At 68.7% G+C, this 26,395-nt stretch carries 25 protein-coding genes; 18 read left to right on the top strand and 7 right to left on the bottom strand.

Going from position 1 to position 26,395, the window contains the following annotated elements:
* Nucleotides 1-387 precede the first annotated feature (387 nt).
* Both ABT130_RS04555 and ABT130_RS04550 read left to right on the top strand, forming a co-directional pair.
* Nucleotides 388-1,212: a helix-turn-helix domain-containing protein gene (locus ABT130_RS04555; RefSeq protein WP_350916373.1), complete on the top strand. Its 825-nt coding sequence runs from the start codon at nt 388-390 to the stop codon at nt 1,210-1,212.
* Nucleotides 1,213-1,245: 33 nt separating this feature from the next.
* Nucleotides 1,246-1,476, top strand: a complete 231-nt coding sequence (locus tag ABT130_RS04550; protein ID WP_030922935.1) for a DUF397 domain-containing protein — start codon at nt 1,246-1,248, stop codon at nt 1,474-1,476.
* Between the two features lie 100 nt (nt 1,477-1,576).
* Here ABT130_RS04550 and ABT130_RS04545 read toward each other — a convergent pair whose 3' ends face one another.
* On the bottom strand, nt 1,577-4,495 hold the full coding sequence (locus ABT130_RS04545; RefSeq protein ID WP_350952812.1) for an AAA family ATPase: 2,919 nt from the start codon (nt 4,493-4,495) through the stop codon (nt 1,577-1,579).
* 14 nt (nt 4,496-4,509) lie between these two features.
* Nucleotides 4,510-5,166, bottom strand: a complete 657-nt coding sequence (locus tag ABT130_RS04540) for a hypothetical protein (protein WP_350952810.1) — start codon at nt 5,164-5,166, stop codon at nt 4,510-4,512.
* 520 nt (nt 5,167-5,686) lie between these two features.
* Between ABT130_RS04540 and ABT130_RS04535 the strand changes: the two genes are divergently transcribed.
* The 10 genes from ABT130_RS04535 (at nt 5,687) to ABT130_RS04490 (ending at nt 11,510) form a co-directional block, all read left to right on the top strand.
* Entirely contained in the window at nt 5,687-6,259 is a 573-nt protein-coding gene (locus ABT130_RS04535; protein ID WP_350952808.1) for a hypothetical protein, read from the top strand.
* 5 nt (nt 6,260-6,264) lie between these two features.
* The gene (locus ABT130_RS04530; protein WP_350952806.1) at nt 6,265-7,359 is read left to right on the top strand and encodes an SRPBCC family protein; all 1,095 of its coding nucleotides are present in this window, start codon (nt 6,265-6,267) and stop codon (nt 7,357-7,359) included.
* 27 nt (nt 7,360-7,386) lie between these two features.
* A complete protein-coding gene (gvpJ, locus tag ABT130_RS04525; protein ID WP_350952804.1) occupies nt 7,387-7,821 on the top strand; it encodes a gas vesicle protein GvpJ in 435 nt (144 codons plus the stop codon).
* A gap of 1 nt (nt 7,822) precedes the next feature.
* Complete coding sequence (locus ABT130_RS04520; protein ID WP_350952802.1) at nt 7,823-8,701, top strand: GvpL/GvpF family gas vesicle protein; 879 nt, start codon at nt 7,823-7,825, stop codon at nt 8,699-8,701.
* A gap of 16 nt (nt 8,702-8,717) precedes the next feature.
* Complete coding sequence (locus ABT130_RS04515) at nt 8,718-8,939, top strand: gas vesicle protein GvpG (protein WP_350916352.1); 222 nt, start codon at nt 8,718-8,720, stop codon at nt 8,937-8,939.
* A gap of 64 nt (nt 8,940-9,003) precedes the next feature.
* Nucleotides 9,004-9,459 (top strand): gas vesicle protein GvpO, encoded by a 456-nt coding sequence (gvpO, locus tag ABT130_RS04510; RefSeq protein ID WP_350952800.1) that lies wholly within the window; start codon nt 9,004-9,006, stop codon nt 9,457-9,459.
* Between the two features lies 1 nt (nt 9,460).
* On the top strand, nt 9,461-9,919 hold the full coding sequence (locus ABT130_RS04505) for a gas vesicle protein (protein WP_350916346.1): 459 nt from the start codon (nt 9,461-9,463) through the stop codon (nt 9,917-9,919).
* Nucleotides 9,912-10,709: a GvpL/GvpF family gas vesicle protein gene (locus ABT130_RS04500; RefSeq protein WP_350952798.1), complete on the top strand. Its 798-nt coding sequence runs from the start codon at nt 9,912-9,914 to the stop codon at nt 10,707-10,709. The genes ABT130_RS04505 and ABT130_RS04500 overlap by 8 nt, the downstream gene beginning before the upstream one ends.
* Nucleotides 10,699-11,010 carry a gas vesicle protein gene (locus tag ABT130_RS04495; RefSeq protein WP_350916340.1) on the top strand — a complete coding sequence of 104 codons (312 nt, stop codon included), beginning with the start codon at nt 10,699-10,701 and terminating at the stop codon, nt 11,008-11,010. The genes ABT130_RS04500 and ABT130_RS04495 overlap by 11 nt, the downstream gene beginning before the upstream one ends.
* Nucleotides 11,011-11,186: 176 nt before the next feature.
* A complete protein-coding gene (locus tag ABT130_RS04490) occupies nt 11,187-11,510 on the top strand; it encodes a gas vesicle protein K (protein WP_350952796.1) in 324 nt (107 codons plus the stop codon).
* A 94-nt stretch (nt 11,511-11,604) separates the two neighbouring features.
* Here the strand turns inward: ABT130_RS04490 and ABT130_RS04485 are convergent, their stop codons facing one another.
* The 4 genes from ABT130_RS04485 to ABT130_RS04470 form a co-directional block, all read right to left on the bottom strand.
* Nucleotides 11,605-14,268, bottom strand: a complete 2,664-nt coding sequence (locus tag ABT130_RS04485) for a glycoside hydrolase family 3 N-terminal domain-containing protein (RefSeq protein ID WP_350952794.1) — start codon at nt 14,266-14,268, stop codon at nt 11,605-11,607.
* A 429-nt stretch (nt 14,269-14,697) separates the two neighbouring features.
* Complete coding sequence (locus ABT130_RS04480) at nt 14,698-15,426, bottom strand: SDR family oxidoreductase (RefSeq protein ID WP_350952792.1); 729 nt, start codon at nt 15,424-15,426, stop codon at nt 14,698-14,700.
* A 109-nt stretch (nt 15,427-15,535) separates the two neighbouring features.
* Nucleotides 15,536-17,080, bottom strand: a complete 1,545-nt coding sequence (locus ABT130_RS04475) for a DHA2 family efflux MFS transporter permease subunit (RefSeq protein WP_350952790.1) — start codon at nt 17,078-17,080, stop codon at nt 15,536-15,538.
* 110 nt (nt 17,081-17,190) lie between these two features.
* Nucleotides 17,191-20,325, bottom strand: coding sequence for an AfsR/SARP family transcriptional regulator (locus tag ABT130_RS04470; protein WP_350952788.1), 3,135 nt, complete (start codon nt 20,323-20,325; stop codon nt 17,191-17,193).
* A 34-nt stretch (nt 20,326-20,359) separates the two neighbouring features.
* Here ABT130_RS04470 and ABT130_RS04465 point away from each other — a divergent pair, with 34 nt between their 5' ends.
* The 4 genes from ABT130_RS04465 (at nt 20,360) to ABT130_RS04450 (ending at nt 21,923) form a co-directional block, all read left to right on the top strand.
* Nucleotides 20,360-20,620 carry a hypothetical protein gene (locus tag ABT130_RS04465; RefSeq protein ID WP_350952786.1) on the top strand — a complete coding sequence of 87 codons (261 nt, stop codon included), beginning with the start codon at nt 20,360-20,362 and terminating at the stop codon, nt 20,618-20,620.
* A 209-nt stretch (nt 20,621-20,829) separates the two neighbouring features.
* The gene (locus ABT130_RS04460) at nt 20,830-21,114 is read left to right on the top strand and encodes an SDR family oxidoreductase (RefSeq protein WP_350952820.1); all 285 of its coding nucleotides are present in this window, start codon (nt 20,830-20,832) and stop codon (nt 21,112-21,114) included.
* A gap of 61 nt (nt 21,115-21,175) precedes the next feature.
* A complete protein-coding gene (locus tag ABT130_RS04455) occupies nt 21,176-21,559 on the top strand; it encodes an NAD(P)-binding domain-containing protein (protein WP_350952784.1) in 384 nt (127 codons plus the stop codon).
* Nucleotides 21,540-21,923 carry a carboxymuconolactone decarboxylase family protein gene (locus ABT130_RS04450; protein WP_350952782.1) on the top strand — a complete coding sequence of 128 codons (384 nt, stop codon included), beginning with the start codon at nt 21,540-21,542 and terminating at the stop codon, nt 21,921-21,923. The genes ABT130_RS04455 and ABT130_RS04450 overlap by 20 nt, the downstream gene beginning before the upstream one ends.
* Before the next feature lie 34 nt (nt 21,924-21,957).
* On the opposite strand, the gene ABT130_RS04445 is transcribed toward ABT130_RS04450, so the two are convergent.
* Nucleotides 21,958-23,217, bottom strand: a complete 1,260-nt coding sequence (locus ABT130_RS04445) for a nucleotide sugar dehydrogenase (RefSeq protein ID WP_350952780.1) — start codon at nt 23,215-23,217, stop codon at nt 21,958-21,960.
* A gap of 207 nt (nt 23,218-23,424) precedes the next feature.
* Between ABT130_RS04445 and ABT130_RS04440 the strand changes: the two genes are divergently transcribed.
* Together ABT130_RS04440 and ABT130_RS04435 are read left to right on the top strand one after the other, a co-directional pair.
* Nucleotides 23,425-24,516 (top strand): ice-binding family protein, encoded by a 1,092-nt coding sequence (locus ABT130_RS04440; RefSeq protein WP_350952778.1) that lies wholly within the window; start codon nt 23,425-23,427, stop codon nt 24,514-24,516.
* A gap of 899 nt (nt 24,517-25,415) precedes the next feature.
* The gene (locus ABT130_RS04435; RefSeq protein ID WP_350952776.1) at nt 25,416-25,778 is read left to right on the top strand and encodes a hypothetical protein; all 363 of its coding nucleotides are present in this window, start codon (nt 25,416-25,418) and stop codon (nt 25,776-25,778) included.
* Nucleotides 25,779-26,395: the final 617 nt, after the last annotated feature.

The raw sequence follows: 26,395 nt of genomic DNA, 5'->3' as shown, positions 1-26,395 counted from the left end.
GGTGTCCGTGAGCCGTTTCGTGCCCACCCTCGGGCGTGTCTGCTCCCACGGATTCGAGAGCTTGGAGCTGAGGAAGCACCCCAAGGTCGGTCTGCAATCTTGTGTTCAACGTAGCCATCTGGATCACACCTCCAGTTCATGATGGCCAGGGCTGGTCAACGCGGGGCTTCGAAGCGCATCACCGCGCCTCAAGCCCCCTCCTGCAGGAGGGGGTTGTTGACATTCCATGCACATCGCCGTCTGAGATGGCACACTCACTCACGGTGAACTGTTCTATCAAGGACTGCAATACCTCATGTTGAGATTCCACAGATTTGCTATCAAAGGACGGAGGGAGGTAGATGCGTGGCTTCTCGACGCAGCCCCACGGCCCGTCATCGCCGCCTGATGGCTGAACTGAACCGTCTGCGAAAGGACAGCGGGCTGACACGGGTGGAGGTGGCCGAGCGGATCGGCTCCACCGACACCACCGTCTGGAGATACGAGACGGGCCTGACCCGTCCCCGCCCCTCGGACGTGTCGGCCCTCACCGATGTGTACGGCGTGACCGGGGAGGCACGTGACTCCCTGATCCAGATGGCCGTGGAGGCCCGGCGGCGTGGCTGGTGGCACCCCCACCGCCAAGCCCTTAAACCGGGCTTCGACTCCTACATCGGGCTGGAGGCGGAGGCGTCGCTCGTGCGCTCGTACGAGCCGCTCGTCGTTCCCGGCCTGATGCAGACCGAACCGTACGCACGCGCGGTGATCGAGGCGACCTCCATTGTCCAGACCCCCTCCCAGGTCGAGGAGACGGTCTCCGTGCGCATCTCGCGCCAGCGGTTGCTGCACGGACCCGGTGACCCGATCCACCTTGTCGCGGTGCTCGACGAAGCAGTGATCCGGCGTCAGATCGGCGGGCGCGACGTCATGTCGGAGCAGTTGGAACATCTCGTCCACCTCGGCGCGCTGCCCAACGTGGAGATCCGGGTCGCCCCGTTCTCCGCGGGGGCGCACGCGGCGATGGACGGCAAGTTCTGCCTGCTCAGCTTCCCCGAGCCCGAGGTTCCCGACCTGCTCTATCTGGAGCAGGCCTCGAGCGGGCTCGTGCCGGACGACCCGGAGCAGGTCAGCCGATACGCCTCCATGTTCGAGAGCCTCTGCGAGATGGCACTCGGTCAGGAGGAGTCGGCGGCCTTCATCGCCCAGATGGCGAGAAGGTTTTCCTCCCCCTAGCCGTAGAAGGAAGAAAAAGTGCGAGGGTCCACGATGGATCTGTCCGACGCCGAGTGGCGTAAGAGCGGTCGCAGCACCAACGGAGGCGACTGCGTGGAGGTGGCGGTCGTCCCCGGTGATCCGGCCGTTGCCCGACACAAGGCCGACGCCGATCGGCTTTACCTCGTCCGCGACTCCAAGGATCCGGGCGGCCCAGCTCTGGCGTTCACCCGAAGCGAGTGGGACGCCTTCGTCGGCGGCGTGAAGGACGGCGAGTTCGACTGACGGGCCTCCGGGGGAACCGGCTCACCGGCTCCCCCGGAACCTCCCGACCGCACAGCCCGCCCGCGGCCTCGGCCCGGCGGGCTGTGCGTGTTCGAAGCCCTCAGCGTGGGGGCCGCTCATCGGTGCCCTTGTAGCCGAGGACCCGCATGGCGACCTCGGGGTCCATCGCCGCGGCGAGCAACTGTGCCCGTTCCACGGCGCTGTCACGCTGGGCCTCGGCCCTGGCCCTGGCGGCCCGCGATCCCCGGGTGACCGCGGCGACGATGCCCGCTCCCACGATCGCGGCCAGTACGGCGACGAGCACCACCGGGAGCGTGCCGGACTCCAGCGAGCCCGCCCCGCCCATCACGACACTCCCGCCATTGAGCAGGTACACGCCCAGCAGGGTGAAGGCCGCCAGCGCCACCAGGCTGGCCACGACCAGGAGCACCACCCTCAGCCGCCCACCCCGCGGCGCGGGAACGCCGGACGGCGGAGGCTGTGGCAACGGCACGGGCGCTGGCGGTGACAGCCGGGGCACCGGACCGCCGTCACCCCACGGCACGAAGTCCGGCTCGGCCGCGACCGCCGAGGCCGGCCCGGCCGACATCGTGGCGCCGTGGCCGTTGCCCGTCACCACCGCTCCCTGCACGACCGCGACGGCGGGTTCGAGCCTGAGCAGGGCCGCCGGGACGGGCAGGGTGCGCGACACGTGGCTGTGCTCGCGATGCGCCCGCGCCGCCTCCAGGTGATACTCCTCGATCTCGGCGTAGAAGTCGTCCGAGAGATAGACCGAGCCGTCGACCAGCGGCCCCTGCCTTCGCTCCAGGATCGCGACCACGTCGTCACCGTTGAGCGTCTTGTGCGTCTCCAGCGCGTGGGCCAGGCACAGGACGTCTCTCCGGTGCTCCCGCAGCAGTTCCTCGGTCCGGTCCAGCAGGCGCACCAGGTTGAACTCGATGCGCTCACCCAGCACGTCGGGGGCCGGCGACTGCCCGCCACCTGGCGTCTTGGTGAAACCGATGCCACCGCCGCCGGGCTTGGGCATCGACTTGCCTCCCATAATCTCCAGTTCCTGCAGCGCGGGCACCGAGGTCACCCCGCGCCCCATGCCCCAGTGCGCCTCCATCAGTGCGGTGAGGTACGTCGCCGAGAACAGGTCACCCGAGACGCCGGAGGAGTTGTCCTCGCCGAAGAACATCCGCTCCCCCGCCAGTGAGGCGAGCGAGACCATGATGTCGGCCTCGTGCTCGGACTTCCAGCGGGTGAACTGGTCCTCGGGCTTGATGCTCGCGACCATGCCGAGATAGTCGGCGCCCTTCTCTATCGTGGCGATGTCGATCTCGAGGTGGTAGCGGGTGCGGTAGGCCGCCACGGCGTGGCAGGCCTCGTGCACCGCGACCGCGTGCCGCTCGCGCTCGATGTACTCCACGTCCTCGGGCGGTCCGAGTTGCTTGAGCCGTTTGGCCCTGGTCACGTCCGACCAGGTGATGACCTCCCGGCCATCGCGGATCGCGGTGATCAGCGACTCGTTCACCAGGTCCTTGATCGTGGCACCGGTGGCGTAGGGCGTGATCGTCGCCAGCTTGTCCAGCTGCTCGTCGGTCAGTTCGTGGTCGACCTTGTCGAAGTAGCCCCGGTAGGTGCGGACCCGGCCCGCCTTCGACGGGTAGCCCACCTTGTAGATGCGGTCGATGCGGCCCGGCCGCAGCAGCGCCTCATCCAGCGAGTTGGGCATGTTGGTGGCCATCATGACCAGGATCCGGTACTTCGGCGGCGGCTTGGGCCGCATGCCGAAGAGCCTTCTCACATGCCGGTTGACGATGCCCCGGGGCTTCTTCAGGCCCGACAGCTCGGTGAGCAGCGCCTGCAGCGTGCCCGGGTCGCCACCTCCGCCGCCCATGCCGCCCATCATGAAGCGGCTGCGGCCGGTGTCCGGCTCCTCCCGCTCCGCCGCGCCCTTGCGGGTCAGCAACCAGCGGGTGTCCTCGCTGAGGTAGCCGAAGCCATGGCACCCGGCGGCGTGCGGGGAGAATCCGGGGCCGCCCCTGGGCCCCTGCTGCGCCAGCGAGCCACGCCGTCCGAGGGAGTCGGCCTCGTCGAAGAAGACGATCACGCCCCCGTACCGCAGCGAGAGCTTGCGGAGCTTCCTGAACAGCGACTTCACCTTCAGGATGCCGATGCCCATGAACATGTTGACGAACGCGCCGGGGTCGACGAACACGTACGGCTTGCCGGTCTCCCCGGCCACGGCCTCGGCCATCAGGGTCTTACCGGTGCCCGGCGGACCCCACAGCAGCAGGCCGCTGGGCACGTAGCCACCGCGCTCCTCGATCGCGTCCGGCCGTTCCAGGAAGACGATGTTCTCCTTGACCCGCTCGACGACGTGGTCCTGGCCCCACACGTCGGTGAAGCGGGTCTTGATGTCGTCGGGGAAGTAGGTCTCCACGCCGCCCCGCGACAGCAGCCAGAAGAGGCCGATGAACTGGAAGGCGATGAAGAAGAACGCGAAGGCGAGCTGCGCCATGTACGGCAGCGCCTGCCAGAGCAGCGCGGGCGCCTGGAACAACGCGAGCGCGGGAGAGGTGTCCAGCACCTCGCCGAGGATGAGGGCGAGCACCGCGATCCAGAACAGCCACTTGATGGCACGTGCCATCCTGAAGCGATTCCAGTCGGAGAAGCGGCGGTGGGTCCAGCGCTCGAAGCCGCCGAACACACCGCGCGTCCAGAACCGGTTGTATCCGGCGGAGCGCTCGCTGACGAAGAAGTGGAGCTGGCGCAGGAACTCGGCGCCCAGGAGCCAGAAGATCCACGGCGCCGCGACGGCAGTGGTGATCATCGCATCCTGGAACGTCATGATGCCCTCAAATGAGGCCATCTCACTCCACACCAGGATGAAATAAATGATCGTCAGGATGAGGAGGAATTTGATCCGATCCCAGAACGGCATCTTCTTACGCTTGTCGGGATGCGGGTCCGTCGGACCCGAGCCGGGGGCCCGTAGTCCTTCGAAGGTGGGGGGCTGCGGAGGTGACTTCATGTACGGGCTTCTCCTCACCCGGTGAGTCGTTTGACCTTGAAAGATTGCGCGATCCTGTCGAACTCCCCGGCGCGCTTCCGGTAGCAGGCGGCCGAGCAGCGGATCAGCAGGGTGGAGATCTGCTTGCCGTCCGGGGCCAGATAGGAGGTGAGGTCGAAGGTCTCCGTCCCGGCGCCCTCGATCGCGTAGTTGAACCGCACGTGCACCCCGCGCAGGCCGTCTCCGGGCTGGAGCACCTCGTCGGCGAGAAGCTCGAAGTCCTTCAGCGGGTAGCCGGGGATCTCCGCGTACTCCTTGCGCACCGTCTCGGTGACGGGCAGGACGGAGTTGCGCATGCTGTTCAGGGAGAGCGCGTCCTGCTCCTCGGGGAGGAGCTTGGCGATCCGGGCGAAGACGAATGGTTCGTCCTCGGTGCCGTAGCCGAGCAGGTGGTCTGGAGACGGCTTGCTGTGGGCGTCGTAGGCGGTCGACCAGATGAGCTGTTTGCGCAGCTGCGCGGTGGCCGATTCGAGGTCGGCTCCGATGGTCGCCTTGTCCAGCGCCGTCTGGTCGACCTTCTGCCAGGCCGCCGGAACCTTGAAGTATGTCTGCCCGTCGTCGTGGCGGACGTAGGTGAACTCCGCACGTGCACATCCCGTGAGCCCGCCGACCATGGTGGAAACAACCGTCATGGCAACCAAGGCGAACCCGGCCCTCGATCTTCTCACCAGGGCTGTACCTCCGCTTTACGGGTTAACGAGGTGGTTGTGCCCGTTTTTTAAGCGCCTCTCTCCTGTCTCGGCTCATTCGTCTTAGGAATCTTGACCAAATCTTTCCGGGAACCTGGCTTCACTTGTTACAAAGCTCCGCCGTTGGCCCCAACACATCATTGAACTCTCAACCTCTGCCGTAGACCAGAGGCGGATGGACGGTTGTTCCACCCCTCAGCCCACGACGGGAATCCGGCTCCCAAGGAAGGCCCAGCCAGAGCAATATCCCTTTTGTTCCTTTTTTGCCCATATGTGCTTTTATGGGGGTTTTCTAGGGTATGGGGAAATGAAATTGTGGGAACGGAATGCTCTTCCCACATTCACCGCAACGGGCGTCGGCTCTGGTCAATGTCGTCTTTCTCCGTGGTGCGCTGGCGGGGCCCGGCCCCGGGGACTCGAAGAGATGAGACGGACTCCGCAGCAGGACAATCGACAAGGAGTGGTGATCGTGAACAACGTAGTGCGAATGGCCCTCGCCGTGGCCGGAGGCTACCTTCTGGGGCGCGGGAAATACCGGCTGGCGGCTGTGCTGGCCATCGCCGGCGTGACCGGCCACCTGCGCGCCGGCAAGGGCGACCTGTTGCAGCAGGGACTGAAGATGCTCACCTCATCTCCGGAAGTGGAAAAGATCACCGAAAGCATTCGCAGCGATCTTCTGGACGCGGGCAAGGACGCCGCCAAAGCAGCGGTGAGCAAGCAGATCGACTCGCTGAGCAGCAGGCTGCACGACCGGGCCGAGTCACTGCGAAACCCTGAGCAGGCCGAAGAGGAAGAAGAGGAAGAAGAGTTCGAGGAACGCCGGAAGCGCCGCGGGAAGGCCACGAGATCCCGTGAGAAGTCCCGGCCGAGGGACGAAGAAGAGGAAGAAGAGCCCGAGGAGGAGGAAGAGGAGGAGCTAGAGGAAGAGGAAGAGGAAGAGGAGGAAGCGCCGGCCAGGCCCAGGAGCCGGGCCCCCTCCCGCCGTGGATCGGCACCGCCGCGCACCAGGCGGGCACCCGCCAGGGCACGGGGGTGATCTCGATGGCTAAGACCTCAACGGACCGGCCCAAGCAGCAGAACGGCCAGGAGTCCCCCATGAACCGGCTCACCCACGAGTTCCAGAATCTCCTCGGAGCCGCCGGGGAGCGGGCGCTGTCATCGGTGGGTGACAAGGTCAAGGGCGCGACCGGCCGGTTGACCGACTATGCCGGAGGCAACGGATCGAGCCTGATGAGCGCCGTGACAGGTGGCGGCTCGAAAGGATCGATGGCCGGGGGCCTGGTGAAGGGACTGGGCAAGATGGCCATCGGTGGCCTGATACAGAAGATCACCGGAGGCAAGGGCGGAAAGGGGGGTAAAGGCAAGAAGCTGAAGCTGACGAGCATCATCGAAACGATCGACATCGGTGTTCCGGTCCGGATGGCCTACGACCAGTGGACCCAGTTCGGCGACTTCCCGAAGTTCATGAAGAAGGTCGAGAACGTCGACCAACCGTCCGACGAGAAGCTGCACTGGAAGGCACAGGTCTTCCTGTCCCACCGCATCTGGGAGTCGACGATCATCGAGCAGGTGCCCGACAAGCGGATCATCTGGCGCTCGAAGGGTGCGAAGGGCTACGTGGACGGCGCCGTGACCTTCCACGAGATCGCCCCCGAGCTCACCCGGATCCTGCTCGTCCTGGAGTACCACCCGCAGGGCCTGTTCGAGCGCACCGGCAACCTGTGGCGCGCCCAGGGCAGACGCGCGCGCCTCGAACTCAAGCACTTCCGCCGGCACGTCATGAACGAGGTGCTCCTGCACCCCGACGACCTTCAGGGCTGGCGCGGCGAGATCCGCGACAGCAAGGTCGTCAAGGACCAGGAGACGGCTCTCCGGGAAGAGGAGGAGGCCCAGGGCCCCGAGGGAGAGGAAGAGGGCCCCGAGGAAGAAGAGGAACTCGAAGAAGAAAAAGAAGAAGAGCCCGGCGAGGAGGAACCCGAGGAAGAAGAGAGCGAATACGAGGAGGAAGAAGAGGAGCCTGAAGAGGAGGAGCCGCCCAGGCGCCCGTTGCGACGCCGCGGTTCCGGCGCGTCCCGCAGATCGGAGGAGGAACCGCCCAGGCGTCCCGCCCGTCGCAAGACGGCCACCAGGGCGTGATCGAAGGAGGTACCGGAGAGGAACACCATGACCATTGTCCAACCTTCGGGGGGCGGAGCGAGCGGCTACCGATCCTCATCGGGTCTGGCCGACGTCATCGAGACGATCCTCGACAAGGGGCTCGTGATCGACGCCTTCGTCAGGGTCTCCCTCGTCGGGATCGAACTCCTGACCATCGACGTACGAGTCGTGGTGGCCAGCGTTGACACCTACCTGCGTTTCGCGGAGGCGGTCAACCGCCTCGACCTCTCCCAGGTCGGCAGCCAGAAGGGGCTGCCGGAGCTGATGCAGGACGTGACCCAGAGCGGCAGCAAGGCGAAGGTCAAGGGCGCGACGGACGGGCTGCTGGACGCGGCCGGAGAGAAGCTCCGCAGCCTGACCGGCGGGTCCAAGGAGGAGGAGTTCGAGGAGGAAGAAGAGCGCGAACCGGCCCCCCGGCGCAGACGACGGAGGGAAGAGTGAGATGCGCGATCCCAGCGGAAAATCCGGGACCGCCCAGTCCGACAGATCGAAGTCCGAAAAGCGCCAGGCACCCGGACGGCGTGGCACCGGTTCCGGTAAGCGGCCCAGGCCCACCGGGTCCGAGAGGTCCGGCGCCCCCGAGCGCGGAGCCGGCTCCTACATCTACGGGATCGTTCCCGCAGACGTCGAGCTGACCCCGGACACCCTCGGCGTGGGAGATCCTCCTGGCCAGGTCCGGCTGGTGCGGTACGGCGAGATCGCCGCCCTGGTGAGCGATGTCCCCACCGACCGCCCGCTGGGCAGGCCGGACGATCTCATGGCCCACCAGCGGCTGCTGGACGAAGCCGCCGCCGAGGTACCCGTGCTCCCGCTCCGCTTCGGGGCGGTGGTGACGGACGCGCAGGCGGTCGTCGACGAGTTGCTCACCCCGTACCACGACGATTTCCGCAACACGCTGAACGAACTGGAGGGCCGAGCGGAGTACATCGTGAAAGGGCGCTATGTCGAGCAGACGATCCTGTGGGAGGTCCTGGAGGAGAACCCCGAGACGGCGAGGCTGCGCGACGAGATCCGCGGGCGCCCCGAAGAGGCGACGTGGGACACCAGGATGCGGCTCGGAGAGCTGATCAACACATCGATCGCGGCCAAGCGCGAGGCCGACACCGCCGCGCTGCTCGACGTCTTCACCCCGCTCTGCGTCGCCATCGCGGTACGCGAACCCACCCATGAGCAGGACGCCGCCCATCTGGCCCTGCTCGCGCAGACCGACCGGCAGCCGGAGATCGAGGAGGCCCTGGCCGAGTTCGGAACCCGGTGGGCGGGCCGGGTGGGGCTGCGCCTGCTCGGCCCGCTGGCACCGTACGACTTCGTCAGGACCTGAAGGCAGGTGATCGACCATGGACCCACTGGGACTGATCTTCAGTCTGCCGCTCGCGCCGTTGCGCGGGCTGATCCGGCTCGCGGAGCTGCTTGAGGAACAGGCCGAGATGGAACTGCGGAGCCCCGCGGCGGTCAGACGCCGCCTGGAGGAGCTCGCGGAGGCCAGGGCATCCGGCGAGATCTCCGAGGAGGAGGAGTCCATGGCCGCGGAGCGGATCCTCCGAGAGATGATCACCTAGCCCGGACCTCCGCCGGTACGGCCGCACCGGCGGAGAACGGAGAGACAACGAGGGGAGCGATCCCGTGCCTGTCAAGCGCAGAACCCGTGCGGAGCGCCCTGCCGACGACTCCTACAAGACCTCCGACGAGGCCTTCGACGAGGAGGAGCCGGAGGAGGAGGACGAGGAGTTCTACGAGGAGGTCGAGGACGAGGAGGACCTGGAGGAGGACAGGCCACAGGCGAAGGCCCGCCGTCCGGGACGACGCTCTCCTGCCCTGTCCGCGGCGACCGCGGGAACGACCGGGTTGCGGCACATCGCCGAGCTGACCTCGAAGGACACCGAGGGGGTGACACAGGTACGACCGACGGAGGGCGGCTGGCTGGTCGAGGTCGAGGTCGTCGAGGACCGGCACATCCCCTCGTCGGGCGACATGCTCGCGCTCTACCAGGTCGAGCTGGGCCCCGAGGGGGACCTGCTGTCGTACCGCAGGGTGAAGCGCTACCGGCGCGGCAGGGCCGACAGCGGCGAGGCGAGCTGACATGGCCGAGGTGGCACGCCCCGGCGGCGCGTTCTCCCAGCCCTACGGCCGGGGAGCGTCCGGCGGGCGGGAGCCCGCCAATCTCGCCGACATCCTGGAGCGGGTGCTGGACAGAGGCATCGTGATCGTGGGTGACATCCGGGTGAACCTGCTGGACATCGAGCTGCTCACCATCAAGCTGCGCCTGCTCATCGCCTCGGTCGACACGGCACGGGAGCTGGGCATCGACTGGTGGGAGCACGATCCCTGGCTCACCGCGCAGGACCGTGACCTGGTCGAGGAGAACCGCCGCCTGCGCCGCCGGCTGGCCGCCGCGGAGGAGGACTGGGAGACCCCAAGGCGCCGCTCCCTGGACAGATTCCCCGAAGAGGTCAGGGAGTCGAGGGGTGCCGGAGAGCCGAGGCGGTACCGGGAGCCTCGCGAGCCCAGAAGGTCCAGAAAGGGGGACCGCGATGGCTGAGGCGGGCACGTACCTCTACGCGATCGCCCAGGACCTGGGCCGCACCCTCCCCGCCGGCGTGACGGGCGTGGCCGATGCGCCCGTACATGCGATCACGCACGAGGGCCTGGTCGCGTACGTGAGCCCGGTGCCCCTGGACGAGTTCGGCGAGGAGCCGCTACGGCGCTCTCTGGAGGATCTGGACTGGGTCGGAGACACAGCCCGCGCTCACCATCGCGTCGTGGAGACCGTCGCGGAGGAGGCCCCCACCGCACCGGTCCGGCTGGTGACGGTCTACACCGGCGAGGAGCAGGTCCGCGACCTGCTGCGGCGCAGGCATGACGACTTCGCCGCGGTGCTCGCCCACGTCACCGGGCGCAGGGAGTGGGGGGTGAAGGCGTACGCCGCCCCGGCCGCGGCCGACTCGCCGCCGGCAGGGGAGAGTGCCGCGGAGAGCGGCAAGCCGGGGACGGCCTACCTGCAACGCCGCCGGGCCAGCCTGCGCAACCGGGAGGACGCGTGGCGCCAGGCGGCCGAGCGCGCGGAGCACATCCACGCCACCCTGGCCGCCACCTCCGTCGCGAGCCACCGGCACCGGCCCCAGGATCCGGAGCTGTCCGGCCGCGAGGACCCGATGGTGCTGAACGGCGCCTACCTCGTCGACGAGGATCACGCCGAGGAGTTCGTCACCGCCGTCGACGGCCTGCGCGGGCAGGGGATCGACCTGGAGCTCACCGGCCCCTGGGCGCCGTACTCCTTCACCGTGCTGGATCTCGGCACGACCGGCCGGGAGGTGCCCGATGACACCTGACCGCCGCCCGCGCGGCGCCGCGCTCGCCGCCCAGGGACGCCTGCCCGCCGAACGCGTGGCACTCGTCGACCTGCTCGACCGGCTGCTGGCGGGCGGGGTCGTGGTCAGCGGCGACCTCGTGCTCTCCATCGCCGACATCGACCTCGTCCGCATCTCACTGCGTGCCCTGATCACATCCGTACGGGCGTCCGACGCGATTCCCTCCGTGCACCCGCCGGGCGCGGTCACGGTCGTACGGACATCCGACGCGACCACCCCGGCGAGCGCGCTCGACCCACCGGACCACGGGTCCCCACGGTGAACCGTCCCGGCGGCGGCCCGCCCGCGGAGAATCTTCGCGAGACGGAGGACCCCGGCGTCACCCGGGAGAGGCTCCGCGCCGCCGCGGAGGACCTGCGAACCGCGCGGAGGACATCCGGCAGGGCGCGCTCGGTGACTCCGGCGAAAGGGACTCCGGCGAGCGGGCGGAAGGACTCCGTGAACACCTGGGAGGGCTTCCGGAACACCCGGAGAGCGGCGCGGGGCGGCCGGTGGCGGGTGAACACCGACCCCGAGGCGGTCGAGCGGGACCTGACCCGCCTCGTACTCACCCTCGTCGAACTCGTGCGACAGCTGGTGGAACGCCAGTGCGTGCGCCGGATGGAGCAGGGGGACCTGACCGAGGAGCAGGTCGAGGTGCTGGGCCTGACGCTCATGCGTCTTGAGGAGGCGATGACCGAACTGTGCGAACGCTTCGGGCTCTCACCCTCCGACCTCAACCTCGATCTCGGACCGCTCGGAACCCTGCTTCCCACGGACTGACCCCCGCGTCCCCGGACCGGAGACGCGAGGGACGGGGCCCGATGGCCGGACACCACCGAACCCCGTCCCTCGCGTCTCTCGTGTGCGAAGAGCCCTAGGTCAGGTCCTCACACTTCTTGGCGTCGGGATCGTTGGCCGCCTTCGGCACCCAGCGGACGTTGGCGAACGAGGCGGAGAAGGCTCCGTCGGTGTAGACGAGGAACGGGGTGTTGACCACCTCAAGGTCGAGGCCCCCCGCGGCGAAGCAGGCGATGGGGATCTTGACCGTCGCCTTGCTCCCGGCCGGGAGTCCCTGGAAGAGGGAGGTCGCCACCACCTCGGAGAAGCACGGATAGACACAGTGCACGCTGAGCACGGTCCTGGCGGCCGGGGCCTGGTGGACGATCGTGTCGAAGACCAGAGCCGCGTCGGAGTTGAGATAGCCCCGAAGATCGGAGCCGCCCGCCGGGTCCTGCATGTAGATCTGGGCCGGGCCCGTGCCGCTCCAGGTCGCCTTCAGACCGTCCTGCTGCACGTTGACGTCTGACTGCACCACGGAGATCTCGGCGTGCGACGCCTGGCCGTCGGCGCCGATCTCGGTGCCGCCCCAGTTCTCCGCCGAACCGATGAAGCTCTTGTAGGGCGCGATGTCGGTCCGGTTGAAGATCTCCAGATCCTCGGTCGCCTCACCGCCGCCGCCCTGCCCGCCACAGCCGAACTCGGGCGCGGTCTCGTCGAGCGTGCCGACCGACCCCGTCTGGCCGTTGCGCAGGCCGTAGCCGAGCGGGAAGAGCGGGTCATAGCCCTCGGTGCCCGCGTTGAGCGGCGTCTGGCAGGCGCTCTTGGGCCAGGAGTAGGGCAGCTTGCCGGTGAAACCGTCGCGGTACCTGCCCCGGACGAGCACGTCGGCGACGCCGCCGCCCTCGGTGCCCGGCAGCCACGCGGCGACGAAGGCGTCGGAGCGGTTGAGCTCCTTGTTGACCCAGAGCGGCCGGCCGCTGACATAGACGGTGACGACGGGCGCGCCCTTGCCGCTGACCCGTTCCAGCACGGCGAGGTCGGCGGGGTAGATCTTGGCGGCCTCCAGCGAGCGCCGCGCGAGGTCCCCGACGCCCTCGGCATACGGCGTCTCGCCGATCACCGCGATGACCGCGTCGTACGCCGAGGGGTCGACGCCCTCGCCGGTCTCGTTGAAGGTGACGTTGGCCGCGCCGAGCGCCTCGCGCAGGCCGCCGAGGATCGTCGTGCCGTTGGGGAAGTCGGCGTTGACGTTACCGGTGCCCTGCCAGGTGAGAGTCCAGCCGCCGGTCTGGTTCTGCAGGCTGTCGGCGCTCTTGCCGACCACGAGGACCTTGGAGTTCGCGGCCAGCGGCAGGACCTTGCCGTTGTTCTTGAGCAGGACCTGCGACTTGCGCGCCGCCTCCCTGGCGAGCTTCCTCGCCTGCAGCGCGTCGGTGGAACCGGCGAAGGCGCGCTTGGAGGGCTTCGGCCCGTCGAGCACGTTGGTGCGCAGCTTCACGCGCAGGATGCGGGTCACCGCGTCGTCGATGCGCGCCATCGGGATCTCACCGCTCTGGACCTGGGCGATCGTGTTGGCGATGAACGCCTTCCAGTCGTTGGGCACCATGACCACGTCGATGCCCGCGTTGATCGCCTGCGGGCAGCTCGCATTGGTGCACCCGGCGACCTGGCCGATGCCGTTCCAGTCGGAGACGACGATGCCGTCGAAGCCGATCTTCTGCTTGAGGATGTCGGTGAGGGCTCGCTTGCTGCCGTGCAGCTTGCCCTCGTTGATACCCAGGTCGGCGTTGGTCCAGCTGTTGAACGACGCCATCACGCTCTGGGCGCCGGCCGCGAGCGCGCTGTAGTAGCCCTGGCCGTGCACGTTGATCATCTCGGCCTCGGACGAGGGGTTGACCCCCTGATCCACGCCCTTGACGGTGCCGCCGTCACCGATGAAGTGCTTCGCGGTGGCGATGACGCCGTCGGAGCCGATGCCGCGCGGGTGCTTGCCCTGCAGTCCCCTGACCGCCTCGTAGCCGTACGCGCGGGTGATCCGGGGGTCCTCCGAGAAGCCCTCGTAGGTACGGCCCCACCGGTCGTCGAGGGGGACGGCGAGGGTGGGCGCGAACGCCCAGTCCTGGCCGGTCGCGCGAATCTGCCTGGCGGTCGCCGCCCCGATGTCACGCACCAGGCACGGGTCCTGCGCGGCGCCCAGGCCGATGTTGTGCGGGAAGACCGTCGCGCCGTAGACGTTGTTGTTGCCGTGGACGGCGTCGATGCCCCAGATGACGGGGATCTTCGTCCGGGTGGCGACGGAGGCGTTCCAGTAGGCGTCGGCGAGGTCGAGCCAGGCCTTCGGCGCGGCGTGCTTGTCACGGTTGGGCCACGCGCCGCCGCCGTTGAGCACCGAGCCGATGAAGTACTGCTTGACCTCGTCGGGAGTGATCGCGGTGATCTCCGGCTGGGTCATCTGGCCGACCTTCTCGGCGAGCGTCATGCCCGCGAGGATCTTCGCCACCCGCTTCTCGTCCGACCGGTTCTGATCGATGGCGCTGTCGACCTTGGGCCACTCGGCGAGGGCGGGCAGCTTCTTCTCGATGCGGGCGCAGCCGCGGGCGTCCAGGGCCGGCTTGCCGATCACCGGTTGCCGGCCGCCCGTCGCGGTCTCGGCGCCCGCGCTCGGGATTCCGGCGACACCGGCCGCCAGGACTGTGAGGCTCGCCAGTACCGCGAGCCGGCTCCGGTTGGCGCCCGGCCGGGCGAAGGGTCTGATCATCGAAGGTCCGTTCTCCAGGCACAGCGACGGTCGTGGCGGCCCCCGAGTCCGCACTTCGCAGATCCTTACGCTGTGACGCTGCCGAGTCAATAGTTTCGCGAGAGCGCTCTCTCGACTGAACTCCTGTTCGATGCCTGGCCCATGACTTGCAAACCCCGCCCACCAGGCCCTTCGCAACGCGATACAGCCACATCACCCCTGGCCGGACGGCCCAAACTCCACCCTACTGAGAGCGCTCTCAGGAGCTGGGCGGGCACTGTCCGAGCCGGGCGGGCCGGCAGGCCGTCAGGACACGGGCCGGCGACCGGCGCTCTCGCGACGGCTCGGACCCGGGCGCCGGGAGCACGTGGACCACGGGCCGGGAACGAGTGCCGGCCGGAAACGGGATCGACGCGTCCCGGAGGCGGGGCCGGCGGTGGCCCGCGCGCCTCAGGACATGGTGTTGCCGCCGTTGACCGCCAGGCGCTGGCCGGTGATGAAACGGCCGCCGGGCGAGGCCAGGAAGGCGATCGCGTCGGCCACCTCGGCGGGCACCCCCATCCGGCCCAGCGGCAGGCCCGCACGGTACTCCTCGACGTCCATTCCCTCGTGGCGCTCCACCGGTATCCAGCCGGGCTCGACGGTGTTGACGGTGATGCCGTACCGTCCGAGCTCGTTGGCCCAGGAACGGGTCAGACCGTGCAGCGCCGCCTTGGCCGCGACATAGTGCCCCATCTCGACGTTGCCCAGGTCGACGACCTCGCTGCCCACGTTGACGATCCGGCCCCGGCCGGCCTCGCGCATCGCGGGCAGCACGGCCCGCAGGATCAGCAGCGGCGCCTTGACGAAGAACCGGAGCTGGTCGAGGTGATGCTCCCAGGTCTGCTCGGCGAGGGGGACCAGCGGCTGGGGCCCGGTCGCGTTGTTGACCACGATCTCGACCGGTCCCGCCTTCTCGGCCACCTCCGCGATCCCCCGCCGTACCGACTCCTCGTCCGTCACGTCGAAGCGGGCCACGCACGCCCGGCCCCCGGCCGCGGAGATACGCTCGACGACGGCCGTGGCACCCGCGGTGTCGTGGGCGTAGTTGACGGCGACGGTCCAGCCGTCCTCGGCGAGCCGCACGGCGATGGCGGCACCGAGCCCCCGCGAGGCCCCGGTGACAAGCGCGCATCCCATCCGCTTCCCCTTTCCTGACTTCTCAGGATTTCACGGCTCTCCCGCCACGAGTGAAATCGCCCCCCTTGTGGCGGGCCGCGGCACCCACGTGATCCGTGCGCCTTACAGGTCAGCCACGCGGTTCGGAAAGGAGTTCTTCGGGGATCACGTCGGGCACGCCGCGCAGACCGGCGAGCGAGACCGCGGCGAGGACCGCGATCAGCACCGCGGCGGCGAGCGAGGTCACCCCGACCGAGGTGACGAAGGCCCGCCTGGCCGCCTCGGCGACGACCTCCCCCAGCTCGGCCGGGAGCGCCGCGGCGGCCCTCAGAGCGGTGGGCAGCGACTCCGCCGTGGCGGCGGTCACCTCGCCCGGCACCCCCGCCGGGAGCCGGAGGTCGCCCCGGTAGACACCGGTCAGGATGCTGCCCAAGATCGCGATGCCCAACGCGCCGCCCAGTTCGAAGGAGGTCTCGGAGATCGCCGCCGCGGCACCGGCCCGCTCCCTGGGCACGCTCGCGAGCACCGTGTCGTTGGTGACCGCGAACGTCAGCCCGATGCCCACCCCGCAGACGATCATGGGAACGAGAAAGTAGAGGTAGGGGGTGTCGAGCCCGACCCGGCTGTAGCAGGCGAAGGCCGCGGCGGCCATCGCCAGGCCCAGTGCCACCACCCTGGCCCGGCCCCATCGGGTGATCAACCCGGCCGCCAGCACCCCGCCGACCGCCGCCGACAGGCCACCGGGCAGTCCCGCGAGACCGGCACGCAGCGGCGACCAGCCCAGGACCAGCTGGAAGTACCAGGCGAAGATCAGCGACAGCGCGGACATGCCGAAGATGGCGATGAGGTTGGCGCCGACCGACGCGGTGAAGGCCCGGCGCCGGAAGAGACGAACGTCGATCAGCGGCTCGGCCAGCCGAGCCTGCCGCCGGGCGAACATCACCAGCGCGGCGATCCCCACGACCGCCGCCACCGGTACTCCGGCATCCGTGAGACCGTGACCGGCCGCCTCCTTTACAGCGTAGATCAAAGAGGTGACGCCGACGAGGGAGAGCAACACGCTCGCGGGATCCACCCGCCCCGCGGCGGGGTTGCGTGACTCCGGCAGCACGGCGAGGCCGACGACCACGATGAGCGCCATCACCGGCACGTTGATCAGGAAGACCGACCCCCACCAGAAGTGATCGAGCAGCAGACCGCCGACCACCGGCCCCAGGGCGAACCCCGCCGCGCCCATCCCGCTCCACAGACCGATCGCCGTGGTCCGCTGCCTCGGGTCGGTGAAGACGTTACGGATGATCGACAGAGTGGAGGGCATGATCGTGGCACCCGCCACGCCGAGCAGGACGCGGGCCGCGATGAGCAGTTCGGGGGTGGGCGCGTAGGCGGTCACCGCCGAGGCCACCCCGAAGGCCGTGGCGCCGATGAGGAGCAGCCTCCTGCGGCCGATCCGGTCGCCGAGGTTGCCCATCGTGATCAGCAGGCCGGCGAGCGCGAAACCGTACGCGTCGCCGATCCACAGGATCTGGGTGGCCGAGGGCCGCAGGTCCGCGACCAACTGGGGAAGGGCGAGGTGCAGGACTGTGACGTCAACGGAGAGCAGCAGCGCCGCCAGGCAGGCGACGGCGAGGGTCGCCCGCCTGCGGCGGTCGGTGATCGGGAGGTGATCGGTCATGCCCGCCATCGTGATCGTCGTCGCTGACGGCCCGCGCACCTCGTGCTGACGGCCACTGACAACCACTGACGGCCACTGACAACCGCGCGGTCGGAGTCACCCGGACATGGTCATGCCTCGAGCATCGAAAGCACCTCGCTCCGCGACATGCGGGTTCCCGCACGCCACTCCTTCTCGTACCCGGCGCCGCCGATCCGGGCGCGGACGGCTGCCGTGACCCGGGCCGCGTCCGGGTGCGCCGCCGCGGCGCCGCTGAGAGCCGTGGCCGCCCCCAGCAGCCGGGCCGCTCCCCGGACGTCGTTCTCCAGCAGCACGACCTCCGCCAGGCCCTCGATCGCCGAACCCGCCACGAGCAGGTAGCGGTGGAGCGCCGGTTCCAGCGCCTCGCGGTACCAGGCCCTCGCCCCGGCCCCGTCTCCGCTCGACGTGGAGATCCGGCCCAGTTCGACGGTGATGCGCAACCGCGTCTCCTCTGCGGCGTACCACTCCTGCGGGCACAGGTCCAGTGCCTCGCGGGCGAGGGTGCGGGCCTCGTCCAGCTCGCCGCGGAGCCTGGCGAGCTCGGCGAGCCCGTGCCGTACCTTGGCCATCACATCGGGCGTGCCCGCCCTGCGGGCGTACACGGCCGCGCGCAGGTACTCGGCGTGAGCGGTCGCGAGGTCGCCCTCACGCACGATTCCCAGGGCCCTGCGGCAGATGAGATCCGCGATGTCCTCGGCCGATTCGAGCTCCTCGGCCAGCCGGAGCGCCTCGTCGGCCAGCGCGCGCGACGCCGCCACGTCCTGCCGCAGGTCGGCGAGCTCGGCCAGGGTGAGGGCACTGCCCCACCGCTCCCCGATGGAGCCGAACAGCTCCAGCGCGTCCTCGAAGGAGCGCTCGGCGCCCCCGGCGTCGCCGTCGTACAGCTGCAAGTAGCCGCAGCCGAAGTGGGACAGAGCCCGGACCCACGGGTCGGCGATGGCCGGGATCCGCGGCCGGTGGGAGCGGAGGTCCGCGACCGGGCCGGTGAACATCGCCTGCAGCATGGCCAGAAACGGCCACCGGTACGGCTGGTCGATCGCCGGAACGAGCGGTGCGGCCGCCTCCAGCAGGGCCAGCAGCCGGGGCGACCGCGACTCGCCACCAAAGGCGACGAGCACGCAGATGGCGTACTCCTCCTCCAGTCCCTCCACCGGGGCCGGCCCGATCACACCGAGCAGGTCGGTGGCCAGGCCCGCGCCCTCCCAGCGGCGACCCCGCATCCACCAGTACATGGCGAGCCCGGCCAGCAGGCGCAGCCCCTGCCCGGTCCTGCCGGTGTCGACGGCCCAGCGCAGCGCGGCGTGCAGGTCGTCGCGCTCCTCGTCCAGCCTTCGCAACCACTCCAGCTGCCCGGCGCCGCGCAGCCGGCGGTCCGCCGTGGCCGCCAGATCCGTGTAGTACGAGGCATGCGCCTCGCGGCGCACCTCGGTCTCGCCGGTCTCGGCCAGCCGTTCCGCGCAATACGCGCGGATGGTCTCCAACATGCGGTAGCGCCCGCCCACCCGCTCGATGAGCGACTTCTCCGCCAGGGAGCTCAGCAGGTCGACGGCCTCGGCCTCCGGCAGCCCGCACACCCGCCCGACCGCCTCCAGCGTCGCGCCACCCACGAAGACGGTCAGCCGCCCGGCCAGCGACCGCTCGTCGTCGTCGAGCAGGTCCCAGCTCCAGGCGACCACGGCGCGCAGCGTCTGGTGCCGGGGCAGCGCGGTGCGGCTGCCACGCGACAGCAGCCGGAACCGGTCGCCCAGCCGGGAGGCCACCTCGGTCACCGGCAGGGAGCGCAGGCGTGCCGCGGCCAACTCCAGAGCGAGGGGCAGGCCGTCCAGTGCCCGGCAGATGTCCAGCACCTGCTCGACGTTGGTGTCGTCGACACGGAAACCGGGGCACACGGCGGCCGCCCTGTCGGCGAGGAGTCGCACGGCCGGGTAGGCCGTGGCCTCCCCGGCAACTGTGCCGACCCTCGGCACCGGCAGCGGCGCGACCGGGTGGATCACCTCCCCGGTGATGCCGAGCGCCTCCCTGCTGGTGGCCAGGACGCGCAGCGCCGGGCAGGCGGCGAGCAGGCGGTCGGCGAGCTCGGCGGCCTCCGCCACCAGGTGCTCGCAGTTGTCCAGGACGAGCAGCAGCGGACGACCGGCCAGCACCGCGACCAGCCTGGCGAGGGGGGTGGGCACCGGCCGGCCGGGGCCGGGGAACAGCCGGGCGTCGCGGACCCCCATCGCCCCGAGGACTGCCTGGGCCACCTCCCCGCCGTCGAAGACGGGGGCCAGCTCCACGAAGCACACCTCCCCCTGCTCCCCGGCGGCGACCTCACCGGCCAACCTGGTCTTGCCCGCGCCGCCGGGGCCGACCAGGGTGACCAGTCTCGCCTCACCGAGCAGCGCGCGGAGCTCGGACATCTCGTCTTCCCTGCCGACGAAGCTGGTCAGCGGGGCCCGCAGACCCGACCGGAGGGGTGGGGCACCGGCGGCGGGGGCACCGGTCAGTTCGGGATCGGCCCTGAGCACCGCCAGGTGCACGGCGGCCAGCTCCGCCGACGGGTCCACGCCGAACTCCTCACCGAGGATCCGTCTGGCCCTGTCGTAGACCTCCAGCGCCTCGACCTGCCGGCCCGAGCCGTACAGGGCGCGCATCAGCTGCCCGTACAGCCGCTCTCTGAGGGGATGTGCGGCGGTCAGCTCCTGTAGCTCGGCCACCAGCTCACGGTGGCGGCCCAGTTCCAGCTCGGCCTGCAGGCGATCCTCCACGCAGTCGAGCCGGAGCTCCTCCAGCCTGGCCGAGGGTGCCTGGGCAAACGGGAACTCCGCCACGTCGGCGAGCACGGGCCCGCGCCACAGCGAGAGCGCCTCGCCCAGCGATTCGACCGCCCGCCCGTGGTCGCCGGAGGCCAGGAGACGCCGGCCTTCGGCGGCGAGCCGCTCGAAGCGGTGGGCGTCGACGGCATCGGCACCGGCCACGAGCCGGTAGCCCGCCGGGTGGAACTCGATCACTTCCTGGGCACCGAGTGCCCTGCGCAGCCGCGAGACCTGCGACTGCAGGGCATTGGCGACGCCCGCGGGCGGATCGGCGCCGTACAGGCCGCCGATCAGCCGTTCGGTGGTCACGACCTTTCCCACGTCGAGCAGGAGCATCACGAGCAGCGCGCGCATCCGCGGCCCGCCCACGACGACCGCGCGCCCATCATCGAGCCGGATCCGGGTGGGGCCGAGAACGTCGAACCGCATACCCCGATTATCACGACTTTCCCGCACCCGTACGGTGCCGCGCAGCCGGGGCATCACCGCGATGCTCGCCGACGAGCCCAACGTCCTCCGGCTGCGTGCCCGCATCCGGCTCCGTGTCCACGAACGGATCTCCGGCGCCACCGACGCCTCCCCCGCCGCCCTGCAGGCCTTCGAGCTGGCCTTCTACGGCGCGCTGGTCCAGGCGGGAATGGGCCACCTCTCCTGCCGCGACCTCCCCGGCCTCCTCGCCACCACGGCCGGAACCATCTTCCCCCGGACTGAGGAGTGCCCGTGAGGCCGCACCGGCTACTGCTACCAGGGAAGGACCAGGCGAACCGCCCTGAGGGACCATCCCGTGAGGCCGCGCCGGGGACTGGACTGAGGAGAGTGAGGTCGTGAGGAACGAGCGACCTCACTCGACGAGGGAAGGAGCCGGGTCCCAGCGGCCGAACCGCGACGCGACGGGAGAGTCTCCGGCCTTCAGGCCGGGGAGGAGTTCAAGGCCTGGCCAAGGTCGGTATCAACGGCCTGACCCAGCAGCTCGCCCACGAACTCGGCGGCATGGGCATCCGGGTCAACGCGATCGCCCCCGGCCCCACCGACCCCGAGGCCACCCGGACGGTGGTCCCCGAGGGCTACCGCAGGCAGATGGTCGGTGACCTGGCACTCAAGCGGCTCGGCCGGCCCGAGGACCTGACGGGGATGTGCCTGTTCCTGCTGTCGGAGGAGGCGGGCTGGATCACCGGGCAGATCTTCAACGTGGACGGCGGGCAGGTGATCCGGTCATGAGCGGCGCAACGTGGACGCAACCCCGATCGTGTGACCTTCGAATCAACGAGGGGGTTCTCCGTTGAGACTCGGATTCATCGGGCTGGGGCAGATGGGCGCGCCGATAGCCACGCACCTGGCCGGCTGGCCCGGCGGGCTGCTCGTGCACGACATCAGGGCCGAGTCGTGCGGGATCTCACCGAAGGCGCCGGCGCGGGCCGTCAAGCACTCGGACGCGATCACCAGCGGCCCGGGGGCGATCATGTTGAGGAAGACGACGGGACCTGTAACGCCGGACGATCCCTGGTACGACATATTGCTACATGTTAGGACTCTGAGGGAGAAAGACCTTACCCTCGCACTGGAACTGGCACGGGCCAGAGGGGTGGAGACCCCCCTGGCCGCCCTCGCCCTGGAACAGCTGGCCGACGGACTCGGAGTGCCCCATGAGCGATCACACGGATGACACCACTCCTGACCGCCGGAAGCGCGGATTGGAGATCATGAAACAGGTCTACGGCTGGGATCACGTCGGGGACGGGCCGGGCGACTTCTTCGGGATGACCGTCGAGCACCTGTTCGCCGAGGTGTGGTCCAGGGAGGGGATCTCGACCCGCGACCGGCGGCTGCTGCTGGTCGGCCTGCTCGTCGGGCAGGGCATGGACGACGTCGTCGGGCTCCAACTGGACGCGGCGCTGAGGACCGGTGACCTCACCCCCGACGAGCTGCGCGAGATCGTCGTCTTCCTCACCCACTACGCCGGGTGGCCCCGGGGGGCCAAGCTCAACGGCCAGGTCGAGGAGCTGATCGCCCGCGTCATGAAGCCGTGACCCTCCGCGGAGCCGCGGACCCCGCGCCGGGAGGTCAAAGCCTCTCGACGTTGGGCCCGCGGCACCGGTTCCGGGTGTCGAGGACGAAGGCGCTCGCCCGCTGGACGAGCTCGTAGTCGAAGTGGTCGTGGTCGGTGAGGACCAGCACCACGTCCGCCGCCGCCAGCTCCCGCTCCGAGAAGGCGACGATCTCGACGCCTTCCGGCAGCAGGAAGCAGTCCACATGCGGGTCCGCGGCCCGTACGTCCGCGCCCAGCTTGCGCAGGCCCCTGACCACGTCGATCGCGGGCGACTCGCGGCAGTCTCCGGCGTTCTTCTTGTACGCGAGGCCGAGCGCGAGCACCCGGCTGCCGTTGACCGGCTTGCGCAGGCGGTTCAGCGCGAGGCCGACCCGGCGCACGACCTGGTCCGGCATGTGGTCGTTGATGTCGTTGGCCAGTTCCACGAACTGGAAGTTGTGCCCCAGGCTGCGCTTGACCTTCCAGGACAGGTACGAGGGGTCGATCGGCAGGCAGTGCCCGCCGACACCGGGCCCCGGGGTGAAGCGCATGTAGCCGAACGGCTTGGTGGAGGCGGCGTCGATCGCCTCCCAGACGTCGATCCCGAGCTGCTGCGCGAAGATCGACAACTCGTTCACCAGGGCGATGTTGACGTGCCTGAAGGTGTTCTCCAGGAGCTTGCACAGCTCGGCCACCTGCAGCGAGGAGACGGGAACGACCTTCTGCACGATCCGCCCGTAGAACGCCTGGATCCTCTCCAGGGAGACCGCGTCGATTCCGGACACGACCTTCGGCGTGTTCTCCAGGCGCCACCGGGCATTGCCCGGATCGATCCGCTCCGGGCTGTAGCCGAGGGAGAAGTCCTCGGGCGCGTGCAGCCCGGAGCCCTCCTCCAGCAGGGGCCGGAGGTACTCCTCGGTGGTCCCGGGGTAGGTGGTGGACTCCAGGATCACCGTCGCGCCCCGCCGTAGCAGCGGGGCGAGGGACTGGCCCGCCGAGCCGATGTGACGGAGATCGGGGACGCCCTCGCGGAGCGGCGTGGGCACGGTTATCACGCAGATGTCGAACGCCTCCGCGTCGGCGTAGTCGGCGCTGACCCGGTAACGGCCGGAGTCCAAGGCGGCGGCCAGCAGGTCATCGCCGACGTCCTCGACATAGGACTCGGCGGCGTTGAGCCGCTTGACCCGCCACTCGTCCAGGTCGATCCCCACGACGTCGAACCCCGCGTCGACCGCCCGCATCGCCAGAGGCAGGCCGACGTAACCCTGGCCGACAACGACCAGCTTCTCTCCCATGTCAGGACCCCCGTCACTTCAAGTGATATATGACCTGACTGTAGGAGCCGAGTGTTCTCACAACATTGATTTGGCGGCCCCTGGGCGTGTCGCCTCAGCATTTCGCGGGTCCGCCGCATGTCGATTCAGGATGGCGAGAACGACAACAGTAAGGTCGATTGCTCAGGTGCATATTGATTTCAAATTACCGGACAAAGGGACAATCTTATGATAAATAGTGATCGCCCTCGCGCTCTCCGCCGGAATGGCCTCAGCCCCTACCTGGAAGCGGCTCTCGCAGCCGTCCTCACATTGGGCATTCCCCTTGTGACGCCACTCAGCGCGAACGCAGACATACAGCCGGTGACCCTCGGGCAGGCCGAGGACTGCGCGGTCCTGGCCGGCAACGCGGTCACAAGCACGGATCTCACCACGATCATCGGTACGGTCGCCCTGAGTCCGGGCATCACGATGACCGGCTTCCCACCGGGGATAGTGCGCGGAGAGGTGCACCAGAACGATGCAGAGGCGCAGAAGGAAAAGGCCGACGCGGTCGCCGCCTACAACGACGCGGCCGGGCGGACACCCACCGCCACCATCCCGCCGAACCTTGGAGAAGGGGCGACCATCACGCCGGGTGTCTACGACACTCCCGGAGGCGTCTTCGAGCTAGCCGGGACGCTCACACTCGACGCTCAGGGCGACCCGGACGCAACCTTCATCTTCCAAGCCGATTCCGCTCTCAACACGGCAAAGACCAGCAACATCGACCTCACGAACGGCGCCCAGGAGGACAACATCATCTGGCAGGTCGGCGATTCGGCGACCCTGGGGGAATACTCCACCTTTCGTGGGACCGTCCTGGCCCTGAACGATGTCAAGGTGATGACGGGCGCGGCGATGCACGGCCGCGCCATGGCGCTGAACAACGTGGTCACCTTGAACGGCACGACCATCCTGCCGGCCACCCAGATCATGCTGCCGAACGCCCCAGAGACCGATACGTCCCTCACCTCGTCGTTGAACCCGTCCCGATTGGGGGATCCGGTCACCTTCGTCGCCAGGGTCAGCGGGGACTTCCATGGGGTCAGCCCCACCAATACAGTGCTCTTCAAGGACGACTCCGTCGTCATCGGCTCGGCCATGCTCGACGACCTCGGCGTCGCGACGTTCACGACCGCGGAACTCACCAAAGGCGTGCACCCCATCACGGCCGTCTACGTGGCCGGTGGCACCTCCGTCGGCGAGGCCTGGGTCAACTTCGCCCCGAGCGAATCACCCGTGGTGAATCAGCAGGTGCTCGACCGCGGGACGACATAGATCAGCACCTTTTCCTGACTCCGGCGTTCTCAGATCGTGAGATCGAGGATGCCGAACGGGACAGCGCCCGCCGACTCCGACGGCACCACCCACCGCCTTGCCGTACCCCCAGAGCCGTCGGCACCCGTTCTGGTGCGCCGACCGCCCACTGGCCGCGGACACGGCAGAGTCAACGACAACGAGGCTCCGCAGGAACAGGCGCCATTGGCAATCACCTGTTCGCGGGGCCTCATGACGTCCTGCCTCGCAGGCGACTTGTGACCCGCACCGCCATATCCGGTGTCTCATCAGCCGGGCACTCCGGAACCACGGCATGCGCCTGTGCCTGGACCTCGCCTCCCACGGTAATCGGATAACGGCACAACGGCGCGCGTTCACTAAATGAGTTGAGATCACGAAAGATACCGACCAAACGGACACCTTTTATCTCGGCGTGTCGTTTGTTTGCCCCAATCGTAACTTCGATCAAGCATCACCACTTCATGAATGGGCATCTCTCGTTTGCACCGCCATGCAATGCGGTGACTCGAAAATCCGATTTTCGCCGCAGGGAGAACCCATTGATTCCTCGCAGGAACACGGCGGTCGCCGCATCGGCGACAGCCTGCGGAACACTGGAATCCCCGACTCCGGGAGCGACCTCGGCAAGTATGACCACCGAAACGGCCGGGACCACTCTCCTGGACCGGCAGACGGATGGAGGCGCCACTCTCCATCCGGCCCGCGGACATCGTCACCGGAAGTCCTGTCGGTGCCGGTGTGATCGGTGCGGGCACCGACGGGACGGCCGGCGCCGGGGTCCTCTCGGACCGAGAGGACCGTCCGGCGAAAAAGGCAGCGGCAAAAAACAGGGACCGCTCGAAAAAAGGGGGGAGGAAAGACAGAATGGCCCGCCTGTGATGATTTTCAGCATCGATACGGCGCCGACTTCGCTTACATTTCCACCATTTGATACAAACTTCACCGCCCATGCCGTAGGTGGTATCACCCGGATCAAGAATCCCCGGACCGCCCCGCCACAGGCGTGGCATGGCCTGTCCGCAGTGCCGAGTTACCCCACCGGCGTGATCGGCGTCTCTTTGACCGAAGCCACCACCCCCTTCAGCAGCCCTCGGATCGCGGTGTTGACTTCGGACGGCACCCTTGCCGAGACCAAGCGCATTCTCACCGCACCTCCCCCGATTCCGGATCCGGCCTGGGGATCAACCTGCTACGCCCTGTTCACCGTCATCACCCCGCCATCCGCCCTGGGTGCCCGCTGAAAATCCTGGCCCGGGTCTGTCCAGGTCGGGATGGATGCCTGTCGTCAAGTGGTCAAAGCGGTGCCGTCGGCGATCGAGGATCGATCGCCGGCGGCACCGGGGTCGCCCTGTCCCGCCGGCGCCCTGCCCGTTGCCATGCGAGAGTGCGCCCCCTAATCGCCTTGAGCGCCCTGGCCGGGTAAGCGGCCATAAGCGGCCGTCCGAAGCGGGTTCTCTCATGAAAACAATCAAAGACACTGTAATCTGCCAGGGAAGCCTGAGGCTGGACAGCGAACCCACTCAGGGCACTGGCCACGGAAGATATCTGCAGGTGAATTCTGCTTTAAACAAGCGTCGATGGAATTCGACCCGCGATTCACTGTAGACACATAATGACATCGGCAAATCCTTGTCCGCTCTCATGAATCGCGGCGCCTTCAACGGGAACCAAGATGTCAGGTCGGCGTTTCTCACCACCAGCATCTTTAATTTTTATTAAAAACAGTGACCAACCGGGCAGAAGTAAGCAGGGATCGCGAGGTTGATCCTTAACGTACGGACTGCACGCAAGGTCCGACACCTGAGATCACCGGAGAGTTGACTCCCATGTCCAAATCCCATCACAGCCCACCCGAGCA

This window comes from Streptosporangium sp. NPDC001681 (assembly GCF_040298085.1).
Classification (GTDB): domain Bacteria; phylum Actinomycetota; class Actinomycetes; order Streptosporangiales; family Streptosporangiaceae; genus Streptosporangium.
This window is presented reverse-complemented; position numbering and strand designations above follow the sequence as displayed.